Annotated in this window: 21 protein-coding genes; 9 read left to right on the plus strand and 12 right to left on the minus strand. The window is 69.4% G+C overall.

Features of this window, described 5'->3' with window-relative positions; translation table 11 throughout:
* Positions 1 to 2: 2 nt before the first annotated feature.
* On the minus strand, positions 3 to 1187 hold the full coding sequence (locus AC1C2R_RS03245; RefSeq protein WP_495378929.1) for a hypothetical protein: 1185 nt from the start codon (positions 1185 to 1187) through the stop codon (positions 3 to 5).
* A 100-nt stretch (positions 1188 to 1287) separates the two neighbouring features.
* On the minus strand, positions 1288 to 2280 hold the full coding sequence (locus tag AC1C2R_RS03250; protein WP_495351107.1) for an ArsR/SmtB family transcription factor: 993 nt from the start codon (positions 2278 to 2280) through the stop codon (positions 1288 to 1290).
* An 84-nt stretch (positions 2281 to 2364) separates the two neighbouring features.
* Between AC1C2R_RS03250 and AC1C2R_RS03255 the strand changes: the two genes are divergently transcribed.
* The 5 genes from AC1C2R_RS03255 to AC1C2R_RS03275 all read left to right on the plus strand — a co-directional run bounded on the left by AC1C2R_RS03255 (position 2365) and on the right by AC1C2R_RS03275 (position 6812).
* The gene (locus AC1C2R_RS03255) at positions 2365 to 2739 is read left to right on the plus strand and encodes a cupin domain-containing protein (protein ID WP_495378930.1); all 375 of its coding nucleotides are present in this window, start codon (positions 2365 to 2367) and stop codon (positions 2737 to 2739) included.
* Between the two features lie 140 nt (positions 2740 to 2879).
* A complete protein-coding gene (locus AC1C2R_RS03260; RefSeq protein WP_495378931.1) occupies positions 2880 to 3752 on the plus strand; it encodes a class I SAM-dependent methyltransferase in 873 nt (290 codons plus the stop codon).
* 31 nt (positions 3753 to 3783) lie between these two features.
* Positions 3784 to 4023 carry a hypothetical protein gene (locus AC1C2R_RS03265; protein ID WP_495351110.1) on the plus strand — a complete coding sequence of 80 codons (240 nt, stop codon included), beginning with the start codon at positions 3784 to 3786 and terminating at the stop codon, positions 4021 to 4023.
* A gap of 71 nt (positions 4024 to 4094) precedes the next feature.
* On the plus strand, positions 4095 to 6257 hold the full coding sequence (locus AC1C2R_RS03270; RefSeq protein WP_495378932.1) for an ATP-binding protein: 2163 nt from the start codon (positions 4095 to 4097) through the stop codon (positions 6255 to 6257).
* 36 nt (positions 6258 to 6293) lie between these two features.
* On the plus strand, positions 6294 to 6812 hold the full coding sequence (locus AC1C2R_RS03275) for a gluconokinase (RefSeq protein ID WP_495378933.1): 519 nt from the start codon (positions 6294 to 6296) through the stop codon (positions 6810 to 6812).
* A 97-nt stretch (positions 6813 to 6909) separates the two neighbouring features.
* Here AC1C2R_RS03275 and AC1C2R_RS03280 read toward each other — a convergent pair whose 3' ends face one another.
* Complete coding sequence (locus AC1C2R_RS03280; protein ID WP_495351113.1) at positions 6910 to 7500, minus strand: helix-turn-helix domain-containing protein; 591 nt, start codon at positions 7498 to 7500, stop codon at positions 6910 to 6912.
* A 67-nt stretch (positions 7501 to 7567) separates the two neighbouring features.
* On the opposite strand from AC1C2R_RS03280, the gene AC1C2R_RS03285 reads away from it, so the two are divergent.
* Positions 7568 to 8515, plus strand: coding sequence for an NAD(P)/FAD-dependent oxidoreductase (locus AC1C2R_RS03285; protein ID WP_495378934.1), 948 nt, complete (start codon positions 7568 to 7570; stop codon positions 8513 to 8515).
* A 36-nt stretch (positions 8516 to 8551) separates the two neighbouring features.
* On the opposite strand, the gene AC1C2R_RS03290 is transcribed toward AC1C2R_RS03285, so the two are convergent.
* The 4 genes from AC1C2R_RS03290 to AC1C2R_RS03305 form a co-directional block, all read right to left on the minus strand.
* Positions 8552 to 10342 carry a glycoside hydrolase family 35 protein gene (locus AC1C2R_RS03290; protein ID WP_495378935.1) on the minus strand — a complete coding sequence of 597 codons (1791 nt, stop codon included), beginning with the start codon at positions 10340 to 10342 and terminating at the stop codon, positions 8552 to 8554.
* 101 nt (positions 10343 to 10443) lie between these two features.
* On the minus strand, positions 10444 to 11790 hold the full coding sequence (locus AC1C2R_RS03295; protein WP_495378936.1) for an ABC transporter substrate-binding protein: 1347 nt from the start codon (positions 11788 to 11790) through the stop codon (positions 10444 to 10446).
* 91 nt (positions 11791 to 11881) lie between these two features.
* Positions 11882 to 12832 carry a carbohydrate ABC transporter permease gene (locus AC1C2R_RS03300; protein WP_495351117.1) on the minus strand — a complete coding sequence of 317 codons (951 nt, stop codon included), beginning with the start codon at positions 12830 to 12832 and terminating at the stop codon, positions 11882 to 11884.
* Positions 12829 to 13767 carry a carbohydrate ABC transporter permease gene (locus AC1C2R_RS03305; RefSeq protein WP_495351118.1) on the minus strand — a complete coding sequence of 313 codons (939 nt, stop codon included), beginning with the start codon at positions 13765 to 13767 and terminating at the stop codon, positions 12829 to 12831. The genes AC1C2R_RS03300 and AC1C2R_RS03305 overlap by 4 nt, the downstream gene beginning before the upstream one ends.
* Before the next feature lie 105 nt (positions 13768 to 13872).
* On the opposite strand from AC1C2R_RS03305, the gene AC1C2R_RS03310 reads away from it, so the two are divergent.
* Complete coding sequence (locus AC1C2R_RS03310; protein ID WP_495378937.1) at positions 13873 to 14925, plus strand: LacI family DNA-binding transcriptional regulator; 1053 nt, start codon at positions 13873 to 13875, stop codon at positions 14923 to 14925.
* A gap of 126 nt (positions 14926 to 15051) precedes the next feature.
* Positions 15052 to 15681 (plus strand): dihydrofolate reductase family protein, encoded by a 630-nt coding sequence (locus tag AC1C2R_RS03315; RefSeq protein WP_495378938.1) that lies wholly within the window; start codon positions 15052 to 15054, stop codon positions 15679 to 15681.
* A 61-nt stretch (positions 15682 to 15742) separates the two neighbouring features.
* Here AC1C2R_RS03315 and AC1C2R_RS03320 read toward each other — a convergent pair whose 3' ends face one another.
* Positions 15743 to 16747, minus strand: a complete 1005-nt coding sequence (locus AC1C2R_RS03320) for an NAD(P)-dependent alcohol dehydrogenase (RefSeq protein WP_495378939.1) — start codon at positions 16745 to 16747, stop codon at positions 15743 to 15745.
* 125 nt (positions 16748 to 16872) lie between these two features.
* Here AC1C2R_RS03320 and AC1C2R_RS03325 point away from each other — a divergent pair, with 125 nt between their 5' ends.
* Positions 16873 to 17604, plus strand: coding sequence for a TetR/AcrR family transcriptional regulator (locus AC1C2R_RS03325; RefSeq protein WP_495378940.1), 732 nt, complete (start codon positions 16873 to 16875; stop codon positions 17602 to 17604).
* Here the strand turns inward: AC1C2R_RS03325 and AC1C2R_RS03330 are convergent.
* The 4 genes from AC1C2R_RS03330 to AC1C2R_RS03345 all read right to left on the minus strand — a co-directional run bounded on the left by AC1C2R_RS03330 (position 17551) and on the right by AC1C2R_RS03345 (position 21119).
* Positions 17551 to 19074, minus strand: coding sequence for an ATP-dependent DNA ligase (locus AC1C2R_RS03330; protein WP_495378941.1), 1524 nt, complete (start codon positions 19072 to 19074; stop codon positions 17551 to 17553). The genes AC1C2R_RS03325 and AC1C2R_RS03330 overlap by 54 nt on opposite strands.
* A 46-nt stretch (positions 19075 to 19120) precedes the next feature.
* Positions 19121 to 19603, minus strand: a complete 483-nt coding sequence (locus AC1C2R_RS03335; protein WP_495378942.1) for a hypothetical protein — start codon at positions 19601 to 19603, stop codon at positions 19121 to 19123.
* Between the two features lie 237 nt (positions 19604 to 19840).
* The gene (locus AC1C2R_RS03340) at positions 19841 to 20209 is read right to left on the minus strand and encodes a PLDc N-terminal domain-containing protein (RefSeq protein WP_495351125.1); all 369 of its coding nucleotides are present in this window, start codon (positions 20207 to 20209) and stop codon (positions 19841 to 19843) included.
* 34 nt (positions 20210 to 20243) lie between these two features.
* Positions 20244 to 21119 carry an LLM class flavin-dependent oxidoreductase gene (locus tag AC1C2R_RS03345; RefSeq protein ID WP_495378943.1) on the minus strand — a complete coding sequence of 292 codons (876 nt, stop codon included), beginning with the start codon at positions 21117 to 21119 and terminating at the stop codon, positions 20244 to 20246.
* Positions 21120 to 21248: the final 129 nt, after the last annotated feature.

Genomic DNA, 21248 nt, shown 5'->3' on the forward strand with positions numbered 1-21248 from the left:
GCTCAGCGACACGACATCGATCGCTGGATGAGCTCGTCGGAGGGGTGACCGTAGAGCCATTCACCATTTCCGTTGGGGTCGGTGTGCCCCATGCCGATCGCCCACGCGACGGCCCACAGCTCGTTGTCATCGGCGTACTCACCGACGATGTCGTAGCACTTCGAGGTGATCGCGTGACCCACCTCGTGAGTGACGAGCGCGACCATGATCGGGTCGCCCCACTGCTCGGCGATGCTGTTCGAGAGCGTGATCGTCGAGAGTCCGCCCTCCCAGGTGTCCCACGTGGCCGTTCCACCCGCCGAGCCGTTGTCTCCGTAGCCGATGACGATCGGCGCCCAGTCGAACTCGAGCAGCACACCGCCCGCGATCGAACGCGCGTACGCCTCGACGGCGACCCGCTGCCCGTACAGCGGCCCGGCCTTCTCGGCTTCTTCGGCGGCGTGCGTCGACTGCAGCGCAGTGGCGGCGACCACGTATTCGTCGACCCGCGCGGGAGCGTCGTAGCCCCAGGTTCCACCCGCGAGCTGCTCGACCGCGTTGCGGAAGTCGATGCGCTCGATATTGCGGGCCGAGCCGTTCGCCGCTTCGATCGAGGCGGCGACGGGGGCGATCGCCTCGACGAACACGAGTCCGGAATCGGCGGTGGCACTGTCGGCCTCGGCTACGGATGACGCGTGGCGCTCCGATTCGTCGGCGCCGTCGTGCAACCGCTCGGTCTCGGCTGTGAGCGCTTCGGAGGCGGCATCGAGATCGGCGTACCAGACCGGGCGCGGCAACGGCCCCGTCGGTTCAGCTGATTCGACCTCGAAGTCGGGGGCCCCCTCGATCAGCGCGCCGAGCTCGCCGGCCACGGCCGACAGATCGGCTTTGGCGACGGTGTCGACGAATCCGTCGGGTGCGGCGAGCAGCGACGTCGCGATCTCGGCGGTCTCTGCGGCATCCGCTTCGACGACGCCCGTCGAGTCGCTGACCACCTTCGCCTCGGCCACCGCTGTACGGTGGGCGGCGACCGCCGACGTGAACCTCAGGTTCGCGATCGTGTGGGTCGTGAGGATCGCTGCAGCGGCGAGGAGGAAGAACGCCGCGCCGATCACCAGCCACGTGATGGTGCGCTGCGAGTGGGGCGCGGCAGAGGAGGAGGGCACGACGGCTTCGGGCGCCGGGCCCGCGGTGGGTTCGAGGGTCACCCGTGCAGTATCGCTGTTCACGACGGGGTTGGGCAATCCGGGTCGTCATGGTTCCGGCCTGAGCGAACAGATGTCGTCGCCACGTGCCCGCGACATCTGCTCAGCGAATCGCGGCGCCGACCATCGCCTCACCGAGTGGCGTGCGGGAGTGCAGCACTCGAGCACCGTCGCGCACACTCGCGATGAGTCCGCTGTCTCGCAGCACCGAGAGGTGATGCGAGGCCGTCGAAACGGCGATGCCACGATCGGCGGCGACTTGCGAGGTCGTGCGAGGGTCGTGCGAGCTCAGCAGGATCTCGGCGCGCGCTGGGCTGATCAGGGCGCCCAGCGAGCGGGATGCCGCGGCGGGATCCTGCGCCCAGGTCTCGGTCACGCCGTGCGCCGGGTAGAAGAGGGTCGGCTGCGCCGGCCGCTCGGTGAGCACCGCGCATCCCAGGCCGCTCATGACGGAGGGCACGAGCACGAGCCCGCTTCCCCGGCAGTCGACGAGTTCGCTGTGCTGGCGCATGCGGACGCGCACGGCGTCGCTGTGCCACGTGACCGATTCGTGCAGTCCGGCGACCATCACGGCGATGCCCTCGGCCGTGATGCGGCGAGCCTGCACTGCGATGTCTGCGCGCAGGAGTCGCTCGAGGTGCGGCCAGACGGGGTCGAGCAGCGACTCCCAGAGTTCGCCCCACGCGTCGGCGATCATGCCGCGGGCGCGGAGCGGGTGCTCGATCATGCGCCCGATCGCCTCGTGCCGGTGGCCACTCGAACGGGCGAGCATCTTCGTGAGGTCGGCGCGAAGCAGTTCCGGGCGCACGGCCCGCAGCCGCGCGGCCTCGTCGGCCGGGCTCATGTCCCAGCTCGGCGTCGCGGTGAGGAAGTCGGGGAAGTACCCCGCCTCGCCGACGATCACTGCCATGAGCTCGAACGGCTCCTGCGGCACCCGTTCGCGCACGCTGCGCAGCCAGCCCCATTGCCTGGGCTGCTCGGCGGGCCGCTGCAGCACGCGGATCGCGTGACTCAGTTCGTGCCCGGGCGAGACCCCGAAACGGATCGCCGAGATGTCGTCGGGTGCCAGCCGGAAGTCCACGAACTTTCGATCCACATCGAAATGCTATCGAGTCGGATGCCGCGGGCGGAGCCTGTTCTCAGCGACTTGCCGATCATCCCCGATGGAAGGACACCCCCGATGGACCTCCCAGCACCGACCACCGAAATCGCGCCGACGCCGCCAGTCGTCCCCGCGGAGCTCATCCGGATCGGCACCGGCCGCACCCTGCGCTTCGTGGGGCGCGAACATGGCGCCGCGGTCTCGTACTTCTTCGTCGACAACGAGCCTGGGCAGGGGCCGGGCCTGCACCGCCACCCGTACCCCGAGACGTGGATCGTGCTGGAGGGCGAAGCCCACCTGACGATCGGCGACGAGCAACTCGTGGCCATGGCCGGCGACACGGCCACCGCTCCGGCCGGAGCGTGGCACCGCTTCGTCGCAGGCGGAACCGGGCGGCTGCGCATGGTGTGCATCCACGCGTCGGACGTCATCGAGCAGGAGTTCGCCGAGTGACCACGGGGACTCCCGCAGAACGTGACGAGGGTCAGCACTGACACTGAACAAATCTCAGTGTGCTGCACGGATGCGGCGCCGATCGAACGCGCGCACGCTTGCCGCACCCGATCCCATTCGAGTGCGTCAAGGAGACGACGATGACCGATTCACCCGCAGTTCAGACCGCATCCGCCCCGGCCGCGCCCGACGCGATCGCCTCCGCGGATCAGGCCCTCAAGGCGAAGCACCGCAACATGTGGGCGTCGGGCGACTACCCGACACTGGCATCCGACCTGATCTGGAGCCTCGGCGCCACTCTCGTCGACGAGGTCGGGGTGAACCCGGGCGACCGCGTGCTCGACGTGGCAGCCGGCTCCGGCAACGCAGCGATCCCCGCCGCACTACGCGGTGGCACCGTCGTGGCGAGCGATCTCACGCCCGAGCTCTTCGACGTCGGCCGACGACGTGCACAGGAGGCGGGCGCTGCGCTCGAGTGGCGTGAGGCCGACGCCGAGTCGCTGCCGTTCGACGATGCGGCCTTCGACGCGGTCGTCTCCTGTGTGGGCGTCATGTTCGCACCGCATCATCGGCAGGCCGCGGGCGAGCTGCTGCGCGTCACCCGCCCCGGCGGACGCATCGGCCTGCTCAGCTGGACACCCGACGGCTTCATCGGCCAGATGTTCCGAACCATGAAGCCGTTCGCGGCCCCCCTGCCGCAGGGCGCCGAGCCTGCACCACTCTGGGGCGACGAGCACCACGTGCGCGATCTGCTCGGCGACGACGTCGACGAGTTCGCCGCACGACGCGAGAGCGTCACCATCGACCGGTTCGACTCACCCGAGGAGTTCCGCGACTACTTCAAGCGAAACTACGGTCCGACGATCGCCGTGTACGGCCGCATCGCCGACGACCCCGACCAAGTGCGAGCCCTCGACGACGCTCTCGTCGAACTCGCTCGATCCCACGGCCTCCGCTCGGCCGGCGACGCGATGCAGTGGGAATACCTGCTCGTCACCGCTCGCCGAACCTGACGCGGTCAGGGCCTCACCCGAAGGAGCTGTCATGTACCAGAGCGAGGACTACTTCGTCTTCGAGTTGCATCACCGAGGCGAGGAACGCCTGATGCGGGAGCTCGAGCAGCGCCGCGTCATCGCGGAGCGCGCCGCAGAAGAGGCGGAAGTGCAGGTGACGGATGTCGCGCGGCCGCCGTTCCTCGTGCGCTGGCGGCGCCGCCTCAGTTGGGCGGTGCACCCCACGAGCCACGCATCCCCGAGCGGCGGCCCCACCCCGATCGCCTCGTGACACTGGCCGATGCCGATTCCCGGGCGGAAGCACCGATGCGGCGCGCGACACCCGGGCATACACTGGGCGTCGTGGTCGGCCACCCGCTCACGCCACGTGAAAGCGCGGTGCTCGCCGCCATCGAGCGGCGCCTGAGCAACCCCGAGATCGCCGCGGAGTTGTTCATCTCCGTGCGCACCGTCGAGAGCCACGTGGCGAGCCTTCGCCGCAAGCTCGGCGCCGACAGCCGGGCCGCGCTCATGGCCGCGGCGGGCGACCGGCACGAGGCATCCGTTCGGTTGCCGCGCAACGCATTCGTGGGGCGCGCCGCCGATCTCGGCACCGTCGCCGATCTCGTCGATCACCACGGGTGGGTGACCATCGTCGGCCCCGGCGGGGTGGGCAAGACTCGGCTCGCGCTCGAGTTCGCGAGAAGGCGCCACGGCGAGCGCGCACCCGTCATCGTCGAACTCGAGCACGCGGAGCCCGACGACGTCGTCGCCCGCATCGCGCGGGCGCTCGACCTCGAGTCGGCGCCGGGCGCCGACGTCTCGGCTTCGATCGCCGTCGCCCTCGGCGCCCGCCCCTACCTGCTCGTGCTCGACAACATCGACAGGGTCGGCCCGATGGTCGGTGAGGTCGCTGCGTTCATGCAGGCGACGACCCCGAGTCTGAGAATCCTGACCACCTCGCGCACCCCGATCGGCGACACGGCCGAGCAAGTGCACACCCTCGCGCCGCTCGCGATCGAAGGTAGGGATGCCGCGGCGACCGAGATGCTCCTCGACCGCCTCGGCGATCGGGGGCAGCTCACCACCCCCGCCGAACGCGACCTCGCCGGCGAGATCGCGACACGGCTCGACGGGCTGCCGCTCGCGATCGAGCTCGCGGCGGCCTGCGCGCGGCACCTCTCCCTCGCCGAACTCGCCTCGCGCCTCGAACGGGACTTCGCGACGCTCGACCGCGCGGTGCCGATGGGCCGTCATCGCACGCTCGACACGGCGTTCGAATGGACGTGGGACCTGCTCACCGACGATGAGCGAGAGGTGCTCTGCCGACTCGGCGCACTCCCCCGAACGTTCGACGTCGATCTCGCCGCGGCCGTCACGCACCCGGGCGCCGAGGGGGTCGTGCTGCGTCTGCTCGACCACTCGATGCTCGTGCCGACCGGCGGGCACCCACGCCGGTTCCGGCTGCTCGCGGTCATGCGGGAGTTCGTGCTCGCACGCACCGATGCCGCCACCGTGCGCGAAGTGCTCGAACGCCATGCGGTGTACTACGCCGCCCTCGCATCTCAGTTCATCGTTCGTGCACGCATCGATGACAGCGCCGAGGCGATGAGCCTGTCGGCCCGCGTCTGCCCCGAGGTGAACGCGGCACTTCGTTGGGCGCTTGCGGCGGGGCATCCGTGCGCCTTGGTGCTGGCCGCCGACCTCGCGATCGGCATCGAACAATACGGGTCGGATGTCGACAGCGTGCGCACGCTCGCGATGGCGGCACGCGACGAACGACTGCTGCCCGCGGCATCCGCCGAGCAATTGCTGGTCATCGGCAACGGGCTCTCGTACTACGACGTGCAACTCGTCGACGAGCTCGCCGAGCGGGCACTCGCGATCGCCGACGACGACCGGTCGCAGCTCGCCGCCCATCATCTCGCCGGAATCGCCGACGCCTACCGCAGTCGCACCGACGCCGCGATCGTGCATCTCGCCGTGGCGGAGCGGCTCGCGGAGGCCCTCGGCGACGAGTGGGAGCTCGCCGCCGTGCATCAGATGCGCGGCATCGCGCTGCGCGGCCCGTCGAACGCCGAGGCATCGCGTGCGATCGCCGAGTTCGACGCGGCCATGCGCGGGTACGCGCGGGCGGGCGACGCGACCCATGTGAGCAATGCCCGATACATGATGGCTCACACGGCCGCCGTGTCGGGGATCGATCGAGATCGTGCCGTCGGCTGGGCGGCCGAGTGCGCCGAGTATGCGCGCGCCGCCGGCAACGTGCATGAGCTCGCGCACGCCGAGCTCGTGCAGCAGACGCTCCAGGTACCGGATGTCGCGAGCGGGCTCGACGAACTGGTCGACGTCTTCCGCCGGCTCGGCGACGTGCGCTGCACGACGCGCAGCCTGATCCTGCAGGCCGATCGGGCGGAGCCGGCTGAACGGAGCCGCCTGCTCGAGCGGGCGCTCGAGTTCGCCGACTCCGCCGGTGATCAGGCGAACCAGACCGCGATCCGCGAGCGCCTCGCAGTCGCCGGCTGAGCACGCGTCGGACGCGCACGCGGTTAGGCTCTGACGATGGGCATCTTCGTCGTCGTCATGGGCGTCTCAGCAGTCGGCAAGTCCACGGTCGGCCGAGCGCTCGCCGACCGTCTGGGTGTGCCCTTCCGCGACGCCGACGACCTGCACCCCGAGGCGAATCGGCGGAAGATGGCGTCGGGAGTCGCCCTCGACGACCTCGACCGCGGGCCGTGGCTCGACCTCGTGGGCGCTGAGATCGGGTCGGTGAACACGGGCATCGTCATGGCATGCTCCGCCCTGAAGCGCGCCTACCGCGACCGCATCCGTGCCGCCGCGCCGTCGACCGTGTTTCTGCACCTGCACGGCTCGCCCGAACTGCTCGCCGCGCGCGCGGCCTCCCGCACCGGTCACTTCATGCCGCCGAGCCTGCTCGCCTCGCAACTGGCGACGCTCGAGCCCCTTGCGCCAGACGAGGCAGGCTTCACGATCGACGTCACCGGCGACTCCGCTGCGATCGTCGAGCGGGCCCTCGTCGCGCTCCGCCCCGACGTCGAGGCGCTCACACCCAGATCGTGAGCGCCGCCGTGTGGCCGCCTGCTCTGGGTTCGCTCTCACACCGGTCAGAGGATGCCGTGACCGAACGTGTTCAGGTGACCCGTCGCATCGGGGCACGTCAGCGCCCGCCTTCCGCTGCGTCGGTGCGGAGGTGCATGCGCTCGCCCTGCACGCTCAGCAGGTTGAGGATCTCGGCGGGCTCGCTCGAGGCGCTCACGTGGCCGTGCGGAACTCGCGTGTCGAATTCGGCAGCTTCGCCCGCCTCGAGGATGATCTCCTCGTCGCCGAGCGCAAGACGCACTCGGCCGCTCAGCACGTAGATCCAGTCGTAACCCTCGTGGGCGCCCTGCGTGACGGGCTGATCGCTCGGATACCCCGGGAGCACCATCTTGAAGGCGCGCAGCTCGGGGTTCTGCCGGGTGAGCGGGATGATGGCCCGCCCGTCGCGGTAGAAGGGCTTCGGGTGGATGCGCGGGTCGGCGATCTGCGGAGCACCGACGAGGTCGTCGAGGTTCGCTCGGTAGGCGGTCGCGATGCGGATGAGCAGTTCGAGGGTGGGCCGGCGCAGGCCCGACTCGAGCCGCGAGAGCGTGCTCGTCGAGATGCCGGTCTCGGCGGCGAGCTCGGCGAGTGTGTAGCCGCGGCGACGCCGCAGCTCGCGAAGCCGCGGGGCGACCGAGTCGAGCATGGCGTCGATGTCGTCGGCCATGTGAACTCCTCTTGCCGCTTCGGCAACGTGCGTTGCGTCGCTTGCAGACTATCGCGAGGGTGGAGGCATGCAACGTGAATCGTGGGATGTCATCATCGTCGGCGGCGGCAGCGCCGGTCTCAGCGCCGCACTCATGCTCGTGCGCGCCCGGCGGCGGGTGCTCGTGCTCGACGGCGGTGCACCGCGCAATCGCTTCGCCGCGCACATGCACGGCGTGCTCGGCCGTGACGGCTGGTCGCCGCTCGAACTGCTCGCGCGGGGCCGCGACGAGGTCGCGCGCTACGGCGGAGTCGTGCGCGCCGGCGAGGTCGCCGCGGCCCGGGTCACCGACGCAGCGGGCGGCGATCGCGGCTTCACCGTGACGCTCGATTCCGGCGAGGAGCATTCCGCACGTCGCCTGCTCGTGGCGACCGGCCTTCGCGACGAGCTGCCCGAACTGCCCGGCCTCGCCGAGCAATGGGGCACCGGCGCGGTCGTCTGCCCCTACTGCGACGGCTGGGAGGTGCGTGACCGGCGCATCGGCGTGCTCGCGACCGGCGAGCGCAGCGTGCACCAGGTGCAGTTGCTGCGGCAGTGGTCGTCGTCGGTCGTCTTCTTCACGAACGGCACGGATGTCGCGGCCGACGACCTGGCCGGCATGACCGCTCGGGGCATCGCCGTCGAAGATCGGCCGTGGGCTGAGGTGCTCGCCGACGATGACGGGCGACTCCGCGGCATCCGCCTCGCCGACGGCGCCGTCGTGCCGCTCGACTCGATCTTCCTCGGCCCGCGTTTCGTGCCGAACGATGCGTTGCTGCTGAGCCTCGGCGCCGCCTCGGCTCCCGCCTTCGGCGAGGGCGACTGGGTCAGCGTCGACCCCACCGGGCGCACGAGCGTGTCCGGGCTCTGGGCGGCGGGCAATGTCGTGAATCCGATGGCCTCCGTGCCGCTCGCCGCAGGCGCCGGCAACTTCGCCGGCGCGGCGATCAACGCCGACCTGATCGAGGAGGAGATCCGCGCCGCGCGCGCCGCGTGATCGTGCCGCTCTGCGTGTCGCGGACTCGGCTCGAACTCAGATCTCGGTGTGGCCCAGTTCAGCCTCCGCGAGCGTGCGGATCACGGGCTCGGCGATCGCCTCGAACTCGAGCACCGCGACCTCGTTGCGACCGGCGCGCGTCACGGGCCCCGGCACGAACAGGGTGCGCTGCGGTCCGCGGCGCCAGTACCGGCCGAGCAGGAACCCGTTGACCCACACGAGGCCCTTGCCCCAGTGCAAGGTGTCGAGGAAGAGGTCGGCGGGCACCTCGAGCGTGAACTCGCCGGCGACGAGGAACGGGCCGGCCGGGAACCGAGAGGCGACTGCGTCGGCCTGCGAAGTCTGCGCACCGAGCACCGCGGCGGCGAGCCCGGGCACGGCCTCGAGGTCGAGAGGGCGCGCCGTCCAGCCGGTGAGCTCGACCCCGTCGAGCGCGACCCCGCCGATGAGTCCTTTGTGCTCGCCGATGCGCGGGCCGTAGTCGACGCGGCCCTGGTCTTCGACGAGCAGCGCGAGCTCACCGCGGGCGTCGGGCAGCGCGATCGCCCGCTCGTGCGCATCGCGGGCGAGCACGCCGACCGGTGCGCCGTCGACGAGCACCCAGGCGCGGTCGCGCACCTCCTCGCCGATCGTGAGCGTGCCGGGGCCGCCGCGCTCGAGCGTCGTCGAGAACAACACGATTCCGCGGTCGTGCTCGAGTTCGTCGAAACTCGGCATCGTGTCGAACGCGCGGGTGCCGCCGAGCGACGGTGCGAGCTCGAGCAGTGTCTGACCGGCGAGCAGCGGCGCCTCGATCTCGGGTGCGGGTTGGCGCACGGCGGGGGTCTCGTCGGGCACGTCGGCGTAGCGCGCGATGACCTCGCGGAACGCCCAGAACTTCGCCGTCGGGTTGCCGGCCTCGTCGAGGGGAGCGTCGTAGTCGTAGCTCGTCGTGATCGGCGCGTACCGACCCTTGTCGTTGGCTCCGGTCGTGAGGCCGAAGTTCGTGCCGCCGTGGAACATGTAGATGTTCACGGAGCCGCCCGCCGCGAGCAGCGTATCGAGTTCGTGAGCGGAGCCGTCCGCATCCGTCGTGTGATGGTGCGAGCCCCAGTCGTCGAACCAGCCGCACCAGAACTCCATGCACATGAGCGGCCCGGTCGGCTGGAACTCGCGCAGCGTCTCGAGACGTTCGGTGACACGAGAGCCGAACGACCCGGTGAGATGCAGGCCGGGCAGGCTGCCGTCGGTGAGCATCTGCGGTGTCGGCTGATCGATCGTCGTGAGCGGCACGGTGATGCCCGCCTCGCGAGTGACCCGCACGAGTTCGGCGAGGTACGCCTCGTCGGAGCCGTAGGCGCCGTACTCGTTCTCGATCTGCACGAGGATGACAGGCCCGCCGGCGTCGATCTGGCGCGGCGCGACGATCTCGTAGACGTGACGCAGGTAGTCGCTCACCGCGGTCAGGAAGTGCGGTTCGGAGCGTCGCACGCCGACCTCGGGGTCGCGGAACAGCCAGGCGGGCAGCCCGCCGTTGTCCCATTCCGCGCAGATGTACGGGCCCGGCCGCACGATCGCGTGCATGCCTTCGGCGGCGACGAGGTCGAGGAAGCGCCCGAGGTCGAGCCCTTCGCCGGCTCGCCACTGCCCGCGGTGCGGTTCGTGCGCGTTCCACGCGACGTACGTCTCGATCGTGTTCAGGCCCATCAGCCGCGCCTTGCGGATGCGGTCGGCCCAGAGGTCGGGGTGCACACGGAAGTAGTGGAGCGCACCGGCGATGATGCGATGCGGCCGGCCGTCGAGTTCGAAGTCGGTGGCGCCGATGGCGAAGCGGGAAGGGGCGGTCACGGGGCATCCGTTCCTGGGTGATGGGGCGGGTCGGCCGCGCTGGAAGTGGGACGAGCGGGGCCGACCGACCTCACCCGGCCGGCCCCGCAGCGGTGCGGCTACTACTCGGTGACGGTGAAGCCCTGCTTGTTGCCGTAGTCGACGAGCTTGCCCTGCCATTCGGCGAGGCCGTCGTTCAGGTCGGACTTGTTCGCGTACGCCTGTCCGACGGTATCGCCGAAGATGCTGTTCGCGTACACCTGGTAGGGCAGGTACGACCAACCGGATGCCACATCGGCCGAGGCCTGCGTCAGCACCTCGTTGATCTTCTGGCCGCCGAAGTACTCCGATTCGAAGCCCGTGAACGCCGGGTCTTCGAGCTCGGCCGTGGTCGACGGGAAGCCGCCCGACTCGAGGAAGACCTCGATCGACGCCGGGTCGCTGTTCAGCCAGCGCAGGAACGCCGCGGCGAGCGCCGGGTTCTTGCTCTGCTTCGTGACCGACTGGCCGCCGCCGCCGTTCTCGGCGGTCACCGGGGTGCCGTCGTACGTCGGCAACGGCGCCACGCGCCAGTCGCCCGCGGCATCCGCGACGCTCGACTCGAGCACGCCCGGCATCCAGGCGCCGACGGGCAGCGTCGCGATCGAGCCGTCGGCAAGGCCCTTGAACCATTCGTCGGTCCACCCGGGGGTGGCGGCGAGCAGGTCCTCTTCGACGAGCTGGTTCCAGACGCCCGTCCACTGCTGGGTGCCCTCATCGGCGAGGTTCACCGTGATGTCGGTGCCGTCAATGGCGAACGGGCGGCCGCCGGCCTGCCAGATCATGCTCGTCGCGAACCCGGCGTCGCCGGTGTCGTTGGTGATGTACTTCGTCGGGTCGGCGGTGTGCAGCTGCTTCGCCGCGGCGATGTACTCGTCCCAGGTCGTCGGCACGGCGATGCCGTACTGGTCGAACACGGTCTTGTTGTAGAAGAGCGCCATGGGGCCGGAGTCCTGCGGCAGGCCCACGAGCTCGCCGTCGACGTTGACGCTGCCCCAGGTGGACGCGGCGTAGTCGTCTTCGAGTTCGTCGAGCCCGTACTGGCCGAGGTTGACGAGGGCATCCGACAGCGCGAACTGCGGCATCGCGTAGTACTCGATCTGCACGACGTCGGGCGCACCCGAGCCGGCCTTGATCGCGTTCTGCAGCTTCGTGTACTCCTCGGTGTTGGTGCCCGCGTTGACGAGCTCGACGTCGACGTTCGGGTAGGCCTCCTCGAACGCGGCGACCTGCGCCTCGGCGCTGGGCGTCCAGCTCCAGTAGGTGAGCTCGCCGCCGGCCTCGAGGGCTGCGTCGAGGTCGTCGGCGCTTCCGGTGCCGGTATTGTCGCTGCCGCCTCCGGTCGAGCACGCGGCGAGCGCGCCGATCGCGAGCGCTGCGGTCGCGGCGACCGCCATGGTCCGCCGAAGGGCGGTTCGGGCGATGATCATGTTGCTTCCCTTCACTTCGTTGTGGTTTCGGTTCCGGTGCAGGACGCTCCGGGTGAGCGTGTGGGTGCGTTCGTCAGGCAGCGCTGCTCGGTCACTGCTTGACGCTTCCGGCGCTGAGCCCCGACTGCCAGAACCGCTGCAAGCCGAGGAATGCGACGACGATGGGGATGATCGTGAGGAGCGACCCCGTGATCACCAGGTTGTAGATGGGCTGTGCTGCGACGCCCGTGGCCTGCGCATTCCACTGGTTGAGCCCGACGGTCAGCGGGTACCAGGTGGGGTCGCTCAGCATGATGAGCGGCAGGAAGTAGTTGTTCCACGTCGCCACGACCGTGAAGAGCAGCACCGTGACGATGCCCGGCGCGAGCAGCCGGATCGAGATCGTGAAGAAGGTGCGGAACTCGCCAGCGCCGTCCATGCGCGCAGCCTCGAGGATCTCGGTCGGCACGGAATCGACCGCGTAGACCCAGATCAGGTAGAGGCCGAACGGGCTGATCAGCGACGGGATGATGATCGCCCAGGGCGTGTTCGTGAGGCCGAGCTGGCTGAACATGAGGAACGTCGGCACCGCGAGTGCCGTGCCCGGCACCGCGATCGCGCCGAGCACGACGGCGAAGATCGCCCGCCGGCCGGCGAAGCGGAACTTCGCGAGCCCGTACCCGGCCAGCGTCGCGAGCAGGGTCGCGCCGCCCGCGCCGAGCACGACGTAGAGCAGCGTGTTGCCGAGCCAGCGCACGAAGATGCCGTCACGGTAGGTGAGGGTCTCCCAGATGTTCTGGAAGAGCACGAAGTCGTCGTCGAACCAGAGCCCGAAGCTCGAGAAGAGGCCGCTCTGGGTCTTGGTCGCGTTGATCACGAGCCACAGGATGGGCACGAGGCTGTAGATCACGAGGATCGACATCAGCAGCGTGAAGGCGACCGACTTGCGTGGCCGCAGTGAGGATCCGCGTCGTCGCGAGGTGCTTCGGCGCGAGATATCCGAGCGGATGCCGCGGCCGCGCGCCGGCGGTGCGGTGAGGGCACGCGTGGCCGAAGTAGTCATCGCTCCTCCTTTCGTGCGCCGCGAAGTTGCACGACGTAGGCGATCACGGCGGTGATGACGCCCATGACGATCGCAACGGTGGCCGAGGCGTTGTACTGCTGCCCAGCGAAGGAGAGGTTGTAGGCGTACATGTTCGGGGTGAAGTACGTGGTGATGATGTTCGGCGCGAGCGTGCGCAGGATGTTCGGCTCGTTGAACAGCTGGAAGCTGCCGATGATCGAGAAGATCGTGGCGATGACGATGGCTCCGCGGAGCGCCGGCAGCTTGATGCCCGTGATGACGCGCATCGGGCCGGCACCGTCGAGCTCGGCCGCCTCGTACAGGTCGGTGGGGATGGTGCGCAGCGCCGAGTAGAAGATGAGCATGTTGTAGCCGACGAACTCCCAGGTGACGATGTTGCCGATGGAGACGAGGATCCAGTCGCGCGCGAACGGCGCGATGACGTCGGAGCCGAGCCAGTCGTTGAGGTTCGCGACGAGGCCGAAGTTGTCGCCGTAGATGAAGCCCCACATGAGCACGGCGACGACCGCGGGCACCGCGTAGGGCAGGAAGATCACGATGCGGAAGAAGCCCGACGCGTGCAGGCGCGCGCTGTCGATCGCGAGCGCGGCGATGAGTGCGAGGGCGAGCATCACCGGCACCTGCACCACGAGGAAGAGCGCGACCCGCCCGAAGCCCTCCCAGAACTGCGGGTCGACGAAGAGTTCGGCGTAGTTCTCGAGGCCGACGAACGCGTTGCCGCCGATGAGCTGCTCGCGGAAGAGGCTGAGGTAGATCGAGTAGACGACGGGCGCGATGAACACGAGGAGGAAGACCACGAGGAACGGCACGACGAAGGCGAGGCCCTTCCACTCGCTTCTGCCCCGCGATCGGATGCCCCGAGGCCGAGATGCGGGGGCCTCGCGGGTCGGTGTCGGGAGGGACGTCGTTGTCATCTGGTTCCAATCGGTGCATGTTCACGTCAACATGACTCGTCGTCACCGTAGCATGTTGACGTGAACATGCGCCATCGTGGGCATGGTCCAGACGAAGGAGCAGCGATGACGGTCACCAGCACGGCAGATGCCGCCCCGGGGCGACGCCGCGGCCCTTCGATGGCGGATGTCGCGCGCGAGGCCAACGTGTCGGGCCAGACCGTCTCCCGCGTCTCGAACGGGCGTCACAACGTCGATGCCGACACGAGGCAGCGCGTGCTCGCCGCGATGAGCAAGCTCGGGTACCGGCCGAACAGCGCGGCCCGGGCCCTGCGCAGCGGCCGTTTCCACAGCATCGGCGTGATCATGTTCACCCTCTCGAGCTTCGGCAACATGCGCACCCTCGACGCCATCGCGATCGCCTCGGCCGACGCCGGCTACTCCATCACGCTCATCCCCGTGTCGCATCCGACCCAGGGCGAGGTCTCGGGGGCGTTCGATCGACTCAGCGAAGAGGCCGTCGACGGGGTGATCATCATCATCGAGGCGCACCTCCTCGACGAGAACGACGTCGTGCTCCCGCCCGAGCTGCCCGTCGTGGTGGTCGACTCCATCGGCAGCACTCCCTATCCGGTCGTCGACACCGACCAGGCGCTCGGCGCGCGACTCGCGACCGAACACCTGCTCGAGCTCGGCCACCGCACCGTCTGGCACATCGCCGGGCCCGATCGCTCGTACTCGGCCACGAGTCGCAGGGAGTCGTGGGAGCAGACCCTCGTCGCCCACGGTGCCGAGGTGCCGCCGCCCCTCGTCGGCGACTGGTCGGCGGAGTCCGGCCACGAGCTCGGGCGCGCCCTCGCGGCCGACCCCGAGGTCACGGCGATCTTCGCCGCGAACGACCAGATGGCGCTCGGCGTGCTTCGCGCGCTGCACGAGGCCGGCCGCGCCGTGCCCGGTGAGGTGAGCGTCGTCGGCTTCGACGACATGGATGAGGCGGCGAGCTTCTGGCCGCCGCTCACGACGGTGCGACAGTTCTTCGGCGAGGTCGGCCGGCTCTCGGTCGAGGCCCTGCTGCACGAGGTCGAGAGCGGCGATCGCCGCGAGAACACGCTCGTCGCCACCGAGCTCGTCGTGCGCGCGAGTTCCGCGAGCCCGCACGGCTCGTCGTCGACCGACTGATCTCGCGGGGTTCCGCTCCCCGGGCTCGCGGCGAAGAATGGGACGAGCGGACGCGGCATCAGCCGCTCTCCCGAACGACATCTCCAGCGGCGGCATCCGGTCGCCGGTCATGCGAAGGAGCACTCCATGGGAATCATCGTCGTCGACCTGTTCATCACCCTCGACGGGGTCTACCAGTCGCCGGGCAGCCGTGAGGAAGACCTCGAGGGAGGGTTCCCGTACGGCGGTTGGCAGGGTCCGTACATGGACGACGAGTCGGGCGCGGCGATCGGCGCCGATATCGAGCGCGTCGATGCCCTGCTGCTCGGCCGCAAGACCTACGACATCTGGGCCGCCTACTGGCCGTTCCAATCACCAGACGACCCGATCGCGAAGACGTTCAGCGAGGTGCCGAAGTTCGTCGCGTCGCACTCGCTGACCGACCCGTCGTGGGCCGGCACGACGGTACTCACCGATATCGCGACTGAGGCACGCGACATCCGCGACCGCTTCGACGAGACGCACGTCATCGGCAGCGGCGATCTCGCGCGCACCCTCTTGCAGGAGAATCTCGTCGACCGACTCAACCTCTGGCTCTACCCCGTGACCTTCGGCACCGGAAAGCGGCTGTTCGCCGAGGGCACGGTTCCCGCGGCGTTCACCCTCGCCCAACCGCCGGTCGCCTACCCCAAGGGGGCGATCTCGCTCGTCTACGAGCGCGCGGGCGAACCGGTCACCGGCTTCGACATGGCGACGATGGAGCGCTCAGAAGCCTGACCCCCGAGCGGATGCCTCAGCACCGATCCCTGGAGTTCGCTGTCGCAGCGTGCAGCGCGGGCTACGCGATGCGCAGCACCACGTTGCCGCGTTTGCGCCCGGTGTCGACGTAGCGATGCGCTTCGACGATGTCGTCGAGGTCGTACGTGCGATCGACGACGGGCCGATAGCGCCCGGCATCGGCGAGCTGCACGATGGTCGCGAGGTGATCGGCCGAGACGTGCGCGCCCGTCGCCGTCACGGTCTTTCCGCTCCTTCGGCTGTTGCGCGCGGCGCCGAGCATGCCGGCGAGGTCGCTGACGACCATGAGCAGCGCCCCGCCGGGCTTGATCGAGCGTTCGACGCGCGCGAACGACGCGTTGCCGACGCAGTCGACGATCGCGTCATAGACCGTGCCATCGTCGGCGAAGTCCTCGACGCGGTAGTCGATGACACGGTCGGCCCCGAGCGATCGCACGAGCTCGGCGTTGCCACCGCTGCACACGCCGGTGACCGTGGCGCCACGCAGTTTCGCGAGCTGCACGACCGCCGTGCCGACCGCTCCGGATGCCCCGTTCACGAGCACCTCGTCGCCCTCGCCCACTCCGGCGCGGTTCAGGAACGCGAGCGCCGTGTGACCGCCGAAGACGAGGGTCACCGCGTCTTCCATACTCAGGTTCGCGGGCTTGCGCGTCACCGCCTTCCGCTCGGAGACGCAGACGTACTCGGCGTGCCCGCCGAACTGCCCGCCGAGCATCGCGACGACCTCGTCGCCGGTGGCGAGCCGCGTGACTTCGGCGCCGACGGACTCCACGACGCCCGCGACATCCATGCCGAGCACCGGCTTGCGCGGCCGGAACACGCCGATGGCGATGGGTCCGTAGAACCCGAGGCCCTTCGGCAGGTCGCGACTGCGGGTGCGATGGTCGGCGATGCTCACGGTGCTGGCGTGCACCCTGATGAGCACCTCGTCGCGCCTCGGTGCGGGCTTCGGAACCATCTCCACTCGCATGACCTCTGGGCCGCCGAAGCGGCCGGCTACTGCAGCCCGCATACGGGTGCCGTTCACCACAGCTGTGCTGCTCATCTCAGTCTCCTACCTTACGTTGTACGACTTACAACGTAAGGTAGCGTGGATCCGGGTGAATGTCGAGAGCTGCGGCCTCGAATTGTCAGCAGACTTGTACCGTGGTCAGAAGGGAGGGCGAGCACATGTCATCGACGACCGAACGAAGCGCCGAGCGTCGCCCACCGTTGACGCGCGATCGCGTACTGCAGTCGGCGGTCGACCTTGCCGACGCCTCCGGCATCGACGCCCTCACGATCCGCCGCATCGCGGAGCGACTCGGCGTCGAGCCGATGTCGCTCTACTACCACGTGCCCAACAAAGGGGCGATCCTCGACGGAACCATCGACCTCGTCTTCGCCGAGGTCGAGCAGGCGGCCGGCGGATTCGCGGTACCCGAGACCGATGCCGAGTGGAAGTCGAGCCTGCGCGCCCGCATCCTCGCCGCGCGCACCGTGATGCTGCGGCATCCGTGGGCCCCCGGGATCTTGGACTCGCGTACCGATCTCGGCCTCACCACCGCGCGCTACGTCGACTCCGTCGTCGGCACGCTCCGCGCGGGCGGGTTGTCGTACGACCTCATCCATCACGCGATGCACGCCCTCGGAAGCCGCATGTTCGGCTTCTCGCAAGAGCTCGGCGAACCCGACGACGAGTCGGCCGATGCGACCGCGATGGAACAGATGTCAGCACATGTACCGCATCTCGCCGCGATGCTCGCGGTCGTGCGCCACGTCGATCCCGACTCCACCCTCGGCTGGTGCGACGATCAGTTCGAGTTCGAATTCGGGCTCGACATCATTCTCGACGGCCTCGAACGGCTCCTACCCGCGGAGCAGCCCCCGCAGCGTCTGGATGGTGTCGGCCTCGGCCGCTGACTTGTCGTCTCGGTACCGCTTGACGCGCGCGAAGCGCAAGGCGATGCCGCCGGGGTAGCGACTCGAGCGCTGCACCCCGTCGATCGCGATCTCGACGACGATGGTCGGCTCGACCCACACGGTGTGCTCGGTGCGTCGGGTCTCGATCTGCGGGAACCGCTCGGTCTGCCACCGCAACAGTTCATCGGTGAGTCCCTTGAACGTCTTGCCGACCATGACGAACCCGCCGGGCTCGCCGAACTCGCCGACCGCATCGAGCGCGCCGAGGTGCAGGTTCGAGAGCCATCCGGTGCGCCGCCCCGAGCCCCACTCGCACGCGAGCACCACGAGGTCGTAGGTGTGCACGGGCTTCACCTTGATCCAGCTCGACCCGCGCCGACCCGCCGCGTACGGCGAGCCGATCGCCTTGACGACCACGCCCTCTTGCCCCGCGGCGAGCGCCTCGCGTGACACGCGCTCGGCGACCTCGGGGTCGGCGGTCACCTCGCCCTGTATGCGGTGCCCGGGAGCGATGCGATCGAGTTCGGCGAGCCGCGTCGAGAGGGGTTCGTCGAGCAGGTCGCGCCCGTCCACATGCAACACATCGAAGAACCACGGATGCAGCAGGGTGTCGCGCGCGGCATCCGCACCGAACCGCGACATCGTCTCTTGGAACGGCCGTGGCACGCCGTCTTCGTCGAGTGAGAGCGTTTCTCCGTCGAGGATGACGTCGCGCACCGGCAGGCTTCGCACGACATCGACGACTTCGGGCAGGCGATGCGTCACGTCGGCCAGGTTGCGGGTGAAGACGCGCACGTCGTCACCAGCACGATGTACCTGGATGCGTGCGCCGTCGAGCTTGAACTCGACGGATGCCTCGCCGGTGGTCTCGAGGGCGGCCGCCGCACTCGACGCGGTCGCCGCGAGCATCGGCAGCACAGGCCGCCCGACGACGAGCCCGACGGCTTCGAGTTCGGCCTCGGTGCCGGTGAGCGCCAGCCGCGCGGTCTCGCCGAGATCGCCCGAGAGCATGGCGGCGCGGCGCACCATCTCGCCCTGCCGGTCGGCGGCGCGTGCGATGGCGTCGGTGACCACGCCCTCGAGGGCCCCGGTGCGCACTTCGCCGAGCAGCACGCGGCCGATGAATGCCTGCTCGCGTTCGGTGGCTTGCGAGGTCAGCTCTCGGAGCTGCCTCGCTCGTTCACCCGCTGAGCCGGCACCGGATGCCGCGGCGAGGCGTTCGAGCATCGCATCGAGCTCGCCGATGGTGATCGTCGGCTCGGCAGCGGGTTCGCCGGTCGCCGCGGCCACCCCGCGCCATCCGATGCCGACGCGCCCCTGCCTGGGCTTGCCCACCAGAAAGCCGACCGCGGGCGCGATCTCGTCGGGTTCGAGCCGGCGCAGCAGTTCGGCCAGTGCGTCGACCTTCGCGAGGCGCGAGCGGGTGGACGCAACGGTGTCGGCAGTCAGCACGAGTTCGTCGAGCAGCACACCGGCAGTCTCCCACCGACGACCGACATACCCGCAGCCGAACGAGTCACGAGCCCGAAGTCGAGGTGCTCATCTCGCGAGGCTTCCGCGCCCGATTCGTGCTCGCCAGGTACGCGCTGGCCGACGGGCTGAACATGGCTGCAGTTGCAACGATGACAAGCAGGATGTGCGCGATCCGAACGACGAGGAAGACGCCTCCGAGCGGCCCTCCGCTCCCGAAGGCCTCGAGTACGGTCTGACCGTCTGCGAGCGCGAGCGCGGCGGGAACGACGAGAGATGCGAGTCCGATGACGCTCAGAAGCACGGTCAGCCCGATGCGGGCGGCGCGGCTTCCGCGGAGCAGACGGGTGATCATGACGATGGCGACTACGTACACGACGACGCGGAAGCCGAGACTGAGCCAGGCTCCTGCGTCCAGCCCTCCCTGCCCGGCGATCTCGCTGACGGCGAGCACGGATTCGATGACTCCGGCGGCGACCGCCGCGAACCATGCTGTCGATGAGACTTTCACGCTGGTTGGTGTGTTCATGCGGCGACCCTACGAACGGCATCGCGCTCATCGCATCCCTCTGGGGAGCCATCTCGACCCGTACCGCGGTAGGGGCGCTCGGATGGTGCCGGCGCAGTGCATCGGCCACCCGGCCACGCAGATCAGCGGGGCGTCGTCTCCGGGGCATGATCCCAGCGAGTGGGCGACCTCACCCAGGTTCGTGTGAGCGTCATCGGCTGAGGTGCTGCCGAAGCGGTCGGATGCCGCGCGCGGGCGTCAGCTCGCGGGGTCGCCGTCGACTTCCCGCTTCAGTCGTTCGAGTTCGGCTCGGCGCTCGTAGTACTCGATCTCGCGGTCGAGGTCGGCGAGCTGCTGCTCGGTGGAACCCACCTGCGGCACGGGGCCACGGTAGCCCTGCTGCGGTCGCTGCGCCATGAGCGAGCCGATGCCGTCGGTGGCCGACGAGCCGCCGTATTCGCGACCCAGCACGAACCACAGCAGCGTGCCGATGAGCGGCAGCAGCACGACGAGCAGGATCCATCCGAACTTCGGCAGATGCCGCACTTGGGACTCGTCGCGCATGATGATGTCGATCAGTGCGAACACCATCGCGGCGACCACGATGACGGGAAAGACGGCGGCCATGGCCGTCAGCATATTGGGCCGGGCGGATGCGCCGCTACGGCGCGAGCTGACGGGCGACCTCGCCGACGTGTCGCATGAACACCCCGAGGTCGGGCTCGTCTGAGGTGGGTTGCAGCACGACCGAGTCGACACCGGCCGCGAAGAACTGCTCGGCGGCCTCGGCGACGGCGGACGCATCGCCGACGGCGGCCAGGCGCTGGTCGTCGGGCATGTTCCACTGCGTGAGTTCTCGTGCAACCCGCTCGTCGGCCTCCTTGCCGCCGAACGCGGCCATCAGGTAGACGACCACCTCATTGCGCCCCGCGCGCCCCGCGACGCTGCGCCCGGTCGCGATCGTCGCCACGGCTTCTGCGGCGCGTTCGACCGTCGTGCCGCCGGTGAGCACTGTGCCATCGGCCACCTCACCGGTGAGCTGCAGCGTCTTGGGGCCTTCACCAGCCGCGTAGACGAGCGGCGCCGTCGCCGGCGGCCAGTCGAGCTTCACTCGATCGAGCTTCAGGTATCGCCCGTCGGTCGTAACCTCATCGCCGGCGAGCAGCTGCCGCAACGCCGGAACATACTCGCGCATGAGCGTCAGCGGCGATGCGACACGGCTGCCCGTCTGCGCCATCCATCGCTGCACTCCATGGCCGACGCCCGGCAGCAGGCGGCCCGGGAACATGCGCTCGATCGTCGCGATCTCCATGGCGGTGATCGCGGCGTTGCGCAGGGGCATCGGTGCGACACCGATGCCTACCCGCAGGTGCTCGGTCCACGCGAGGGCCGCGGCGGCGGTGGCGAAGGAGGACTGCTGGAAGCAGTCCTCCCAGAGCCAGAGTTCGGGCACGCCCCCCGCTTCAGCCGCCTCGACCGCGGGTCGGAACTGCTCAGGAGGGAAGGCTGGCTGGAAGATCGCTCCGATTCGACGCATACGGCAACTCTGGCAGCACCCACCGGCTTGCGCCCACTGTCATATACCGAGCGGATGCTTCGATGCACGCGAAGGTGGCGAATTCCACGACATCCTCGTGATGCAAGTGGAATCCGTCACTCGTCGCGG

Source organism: Agromyces sp. Y182 (assembly GCF_059445385.1).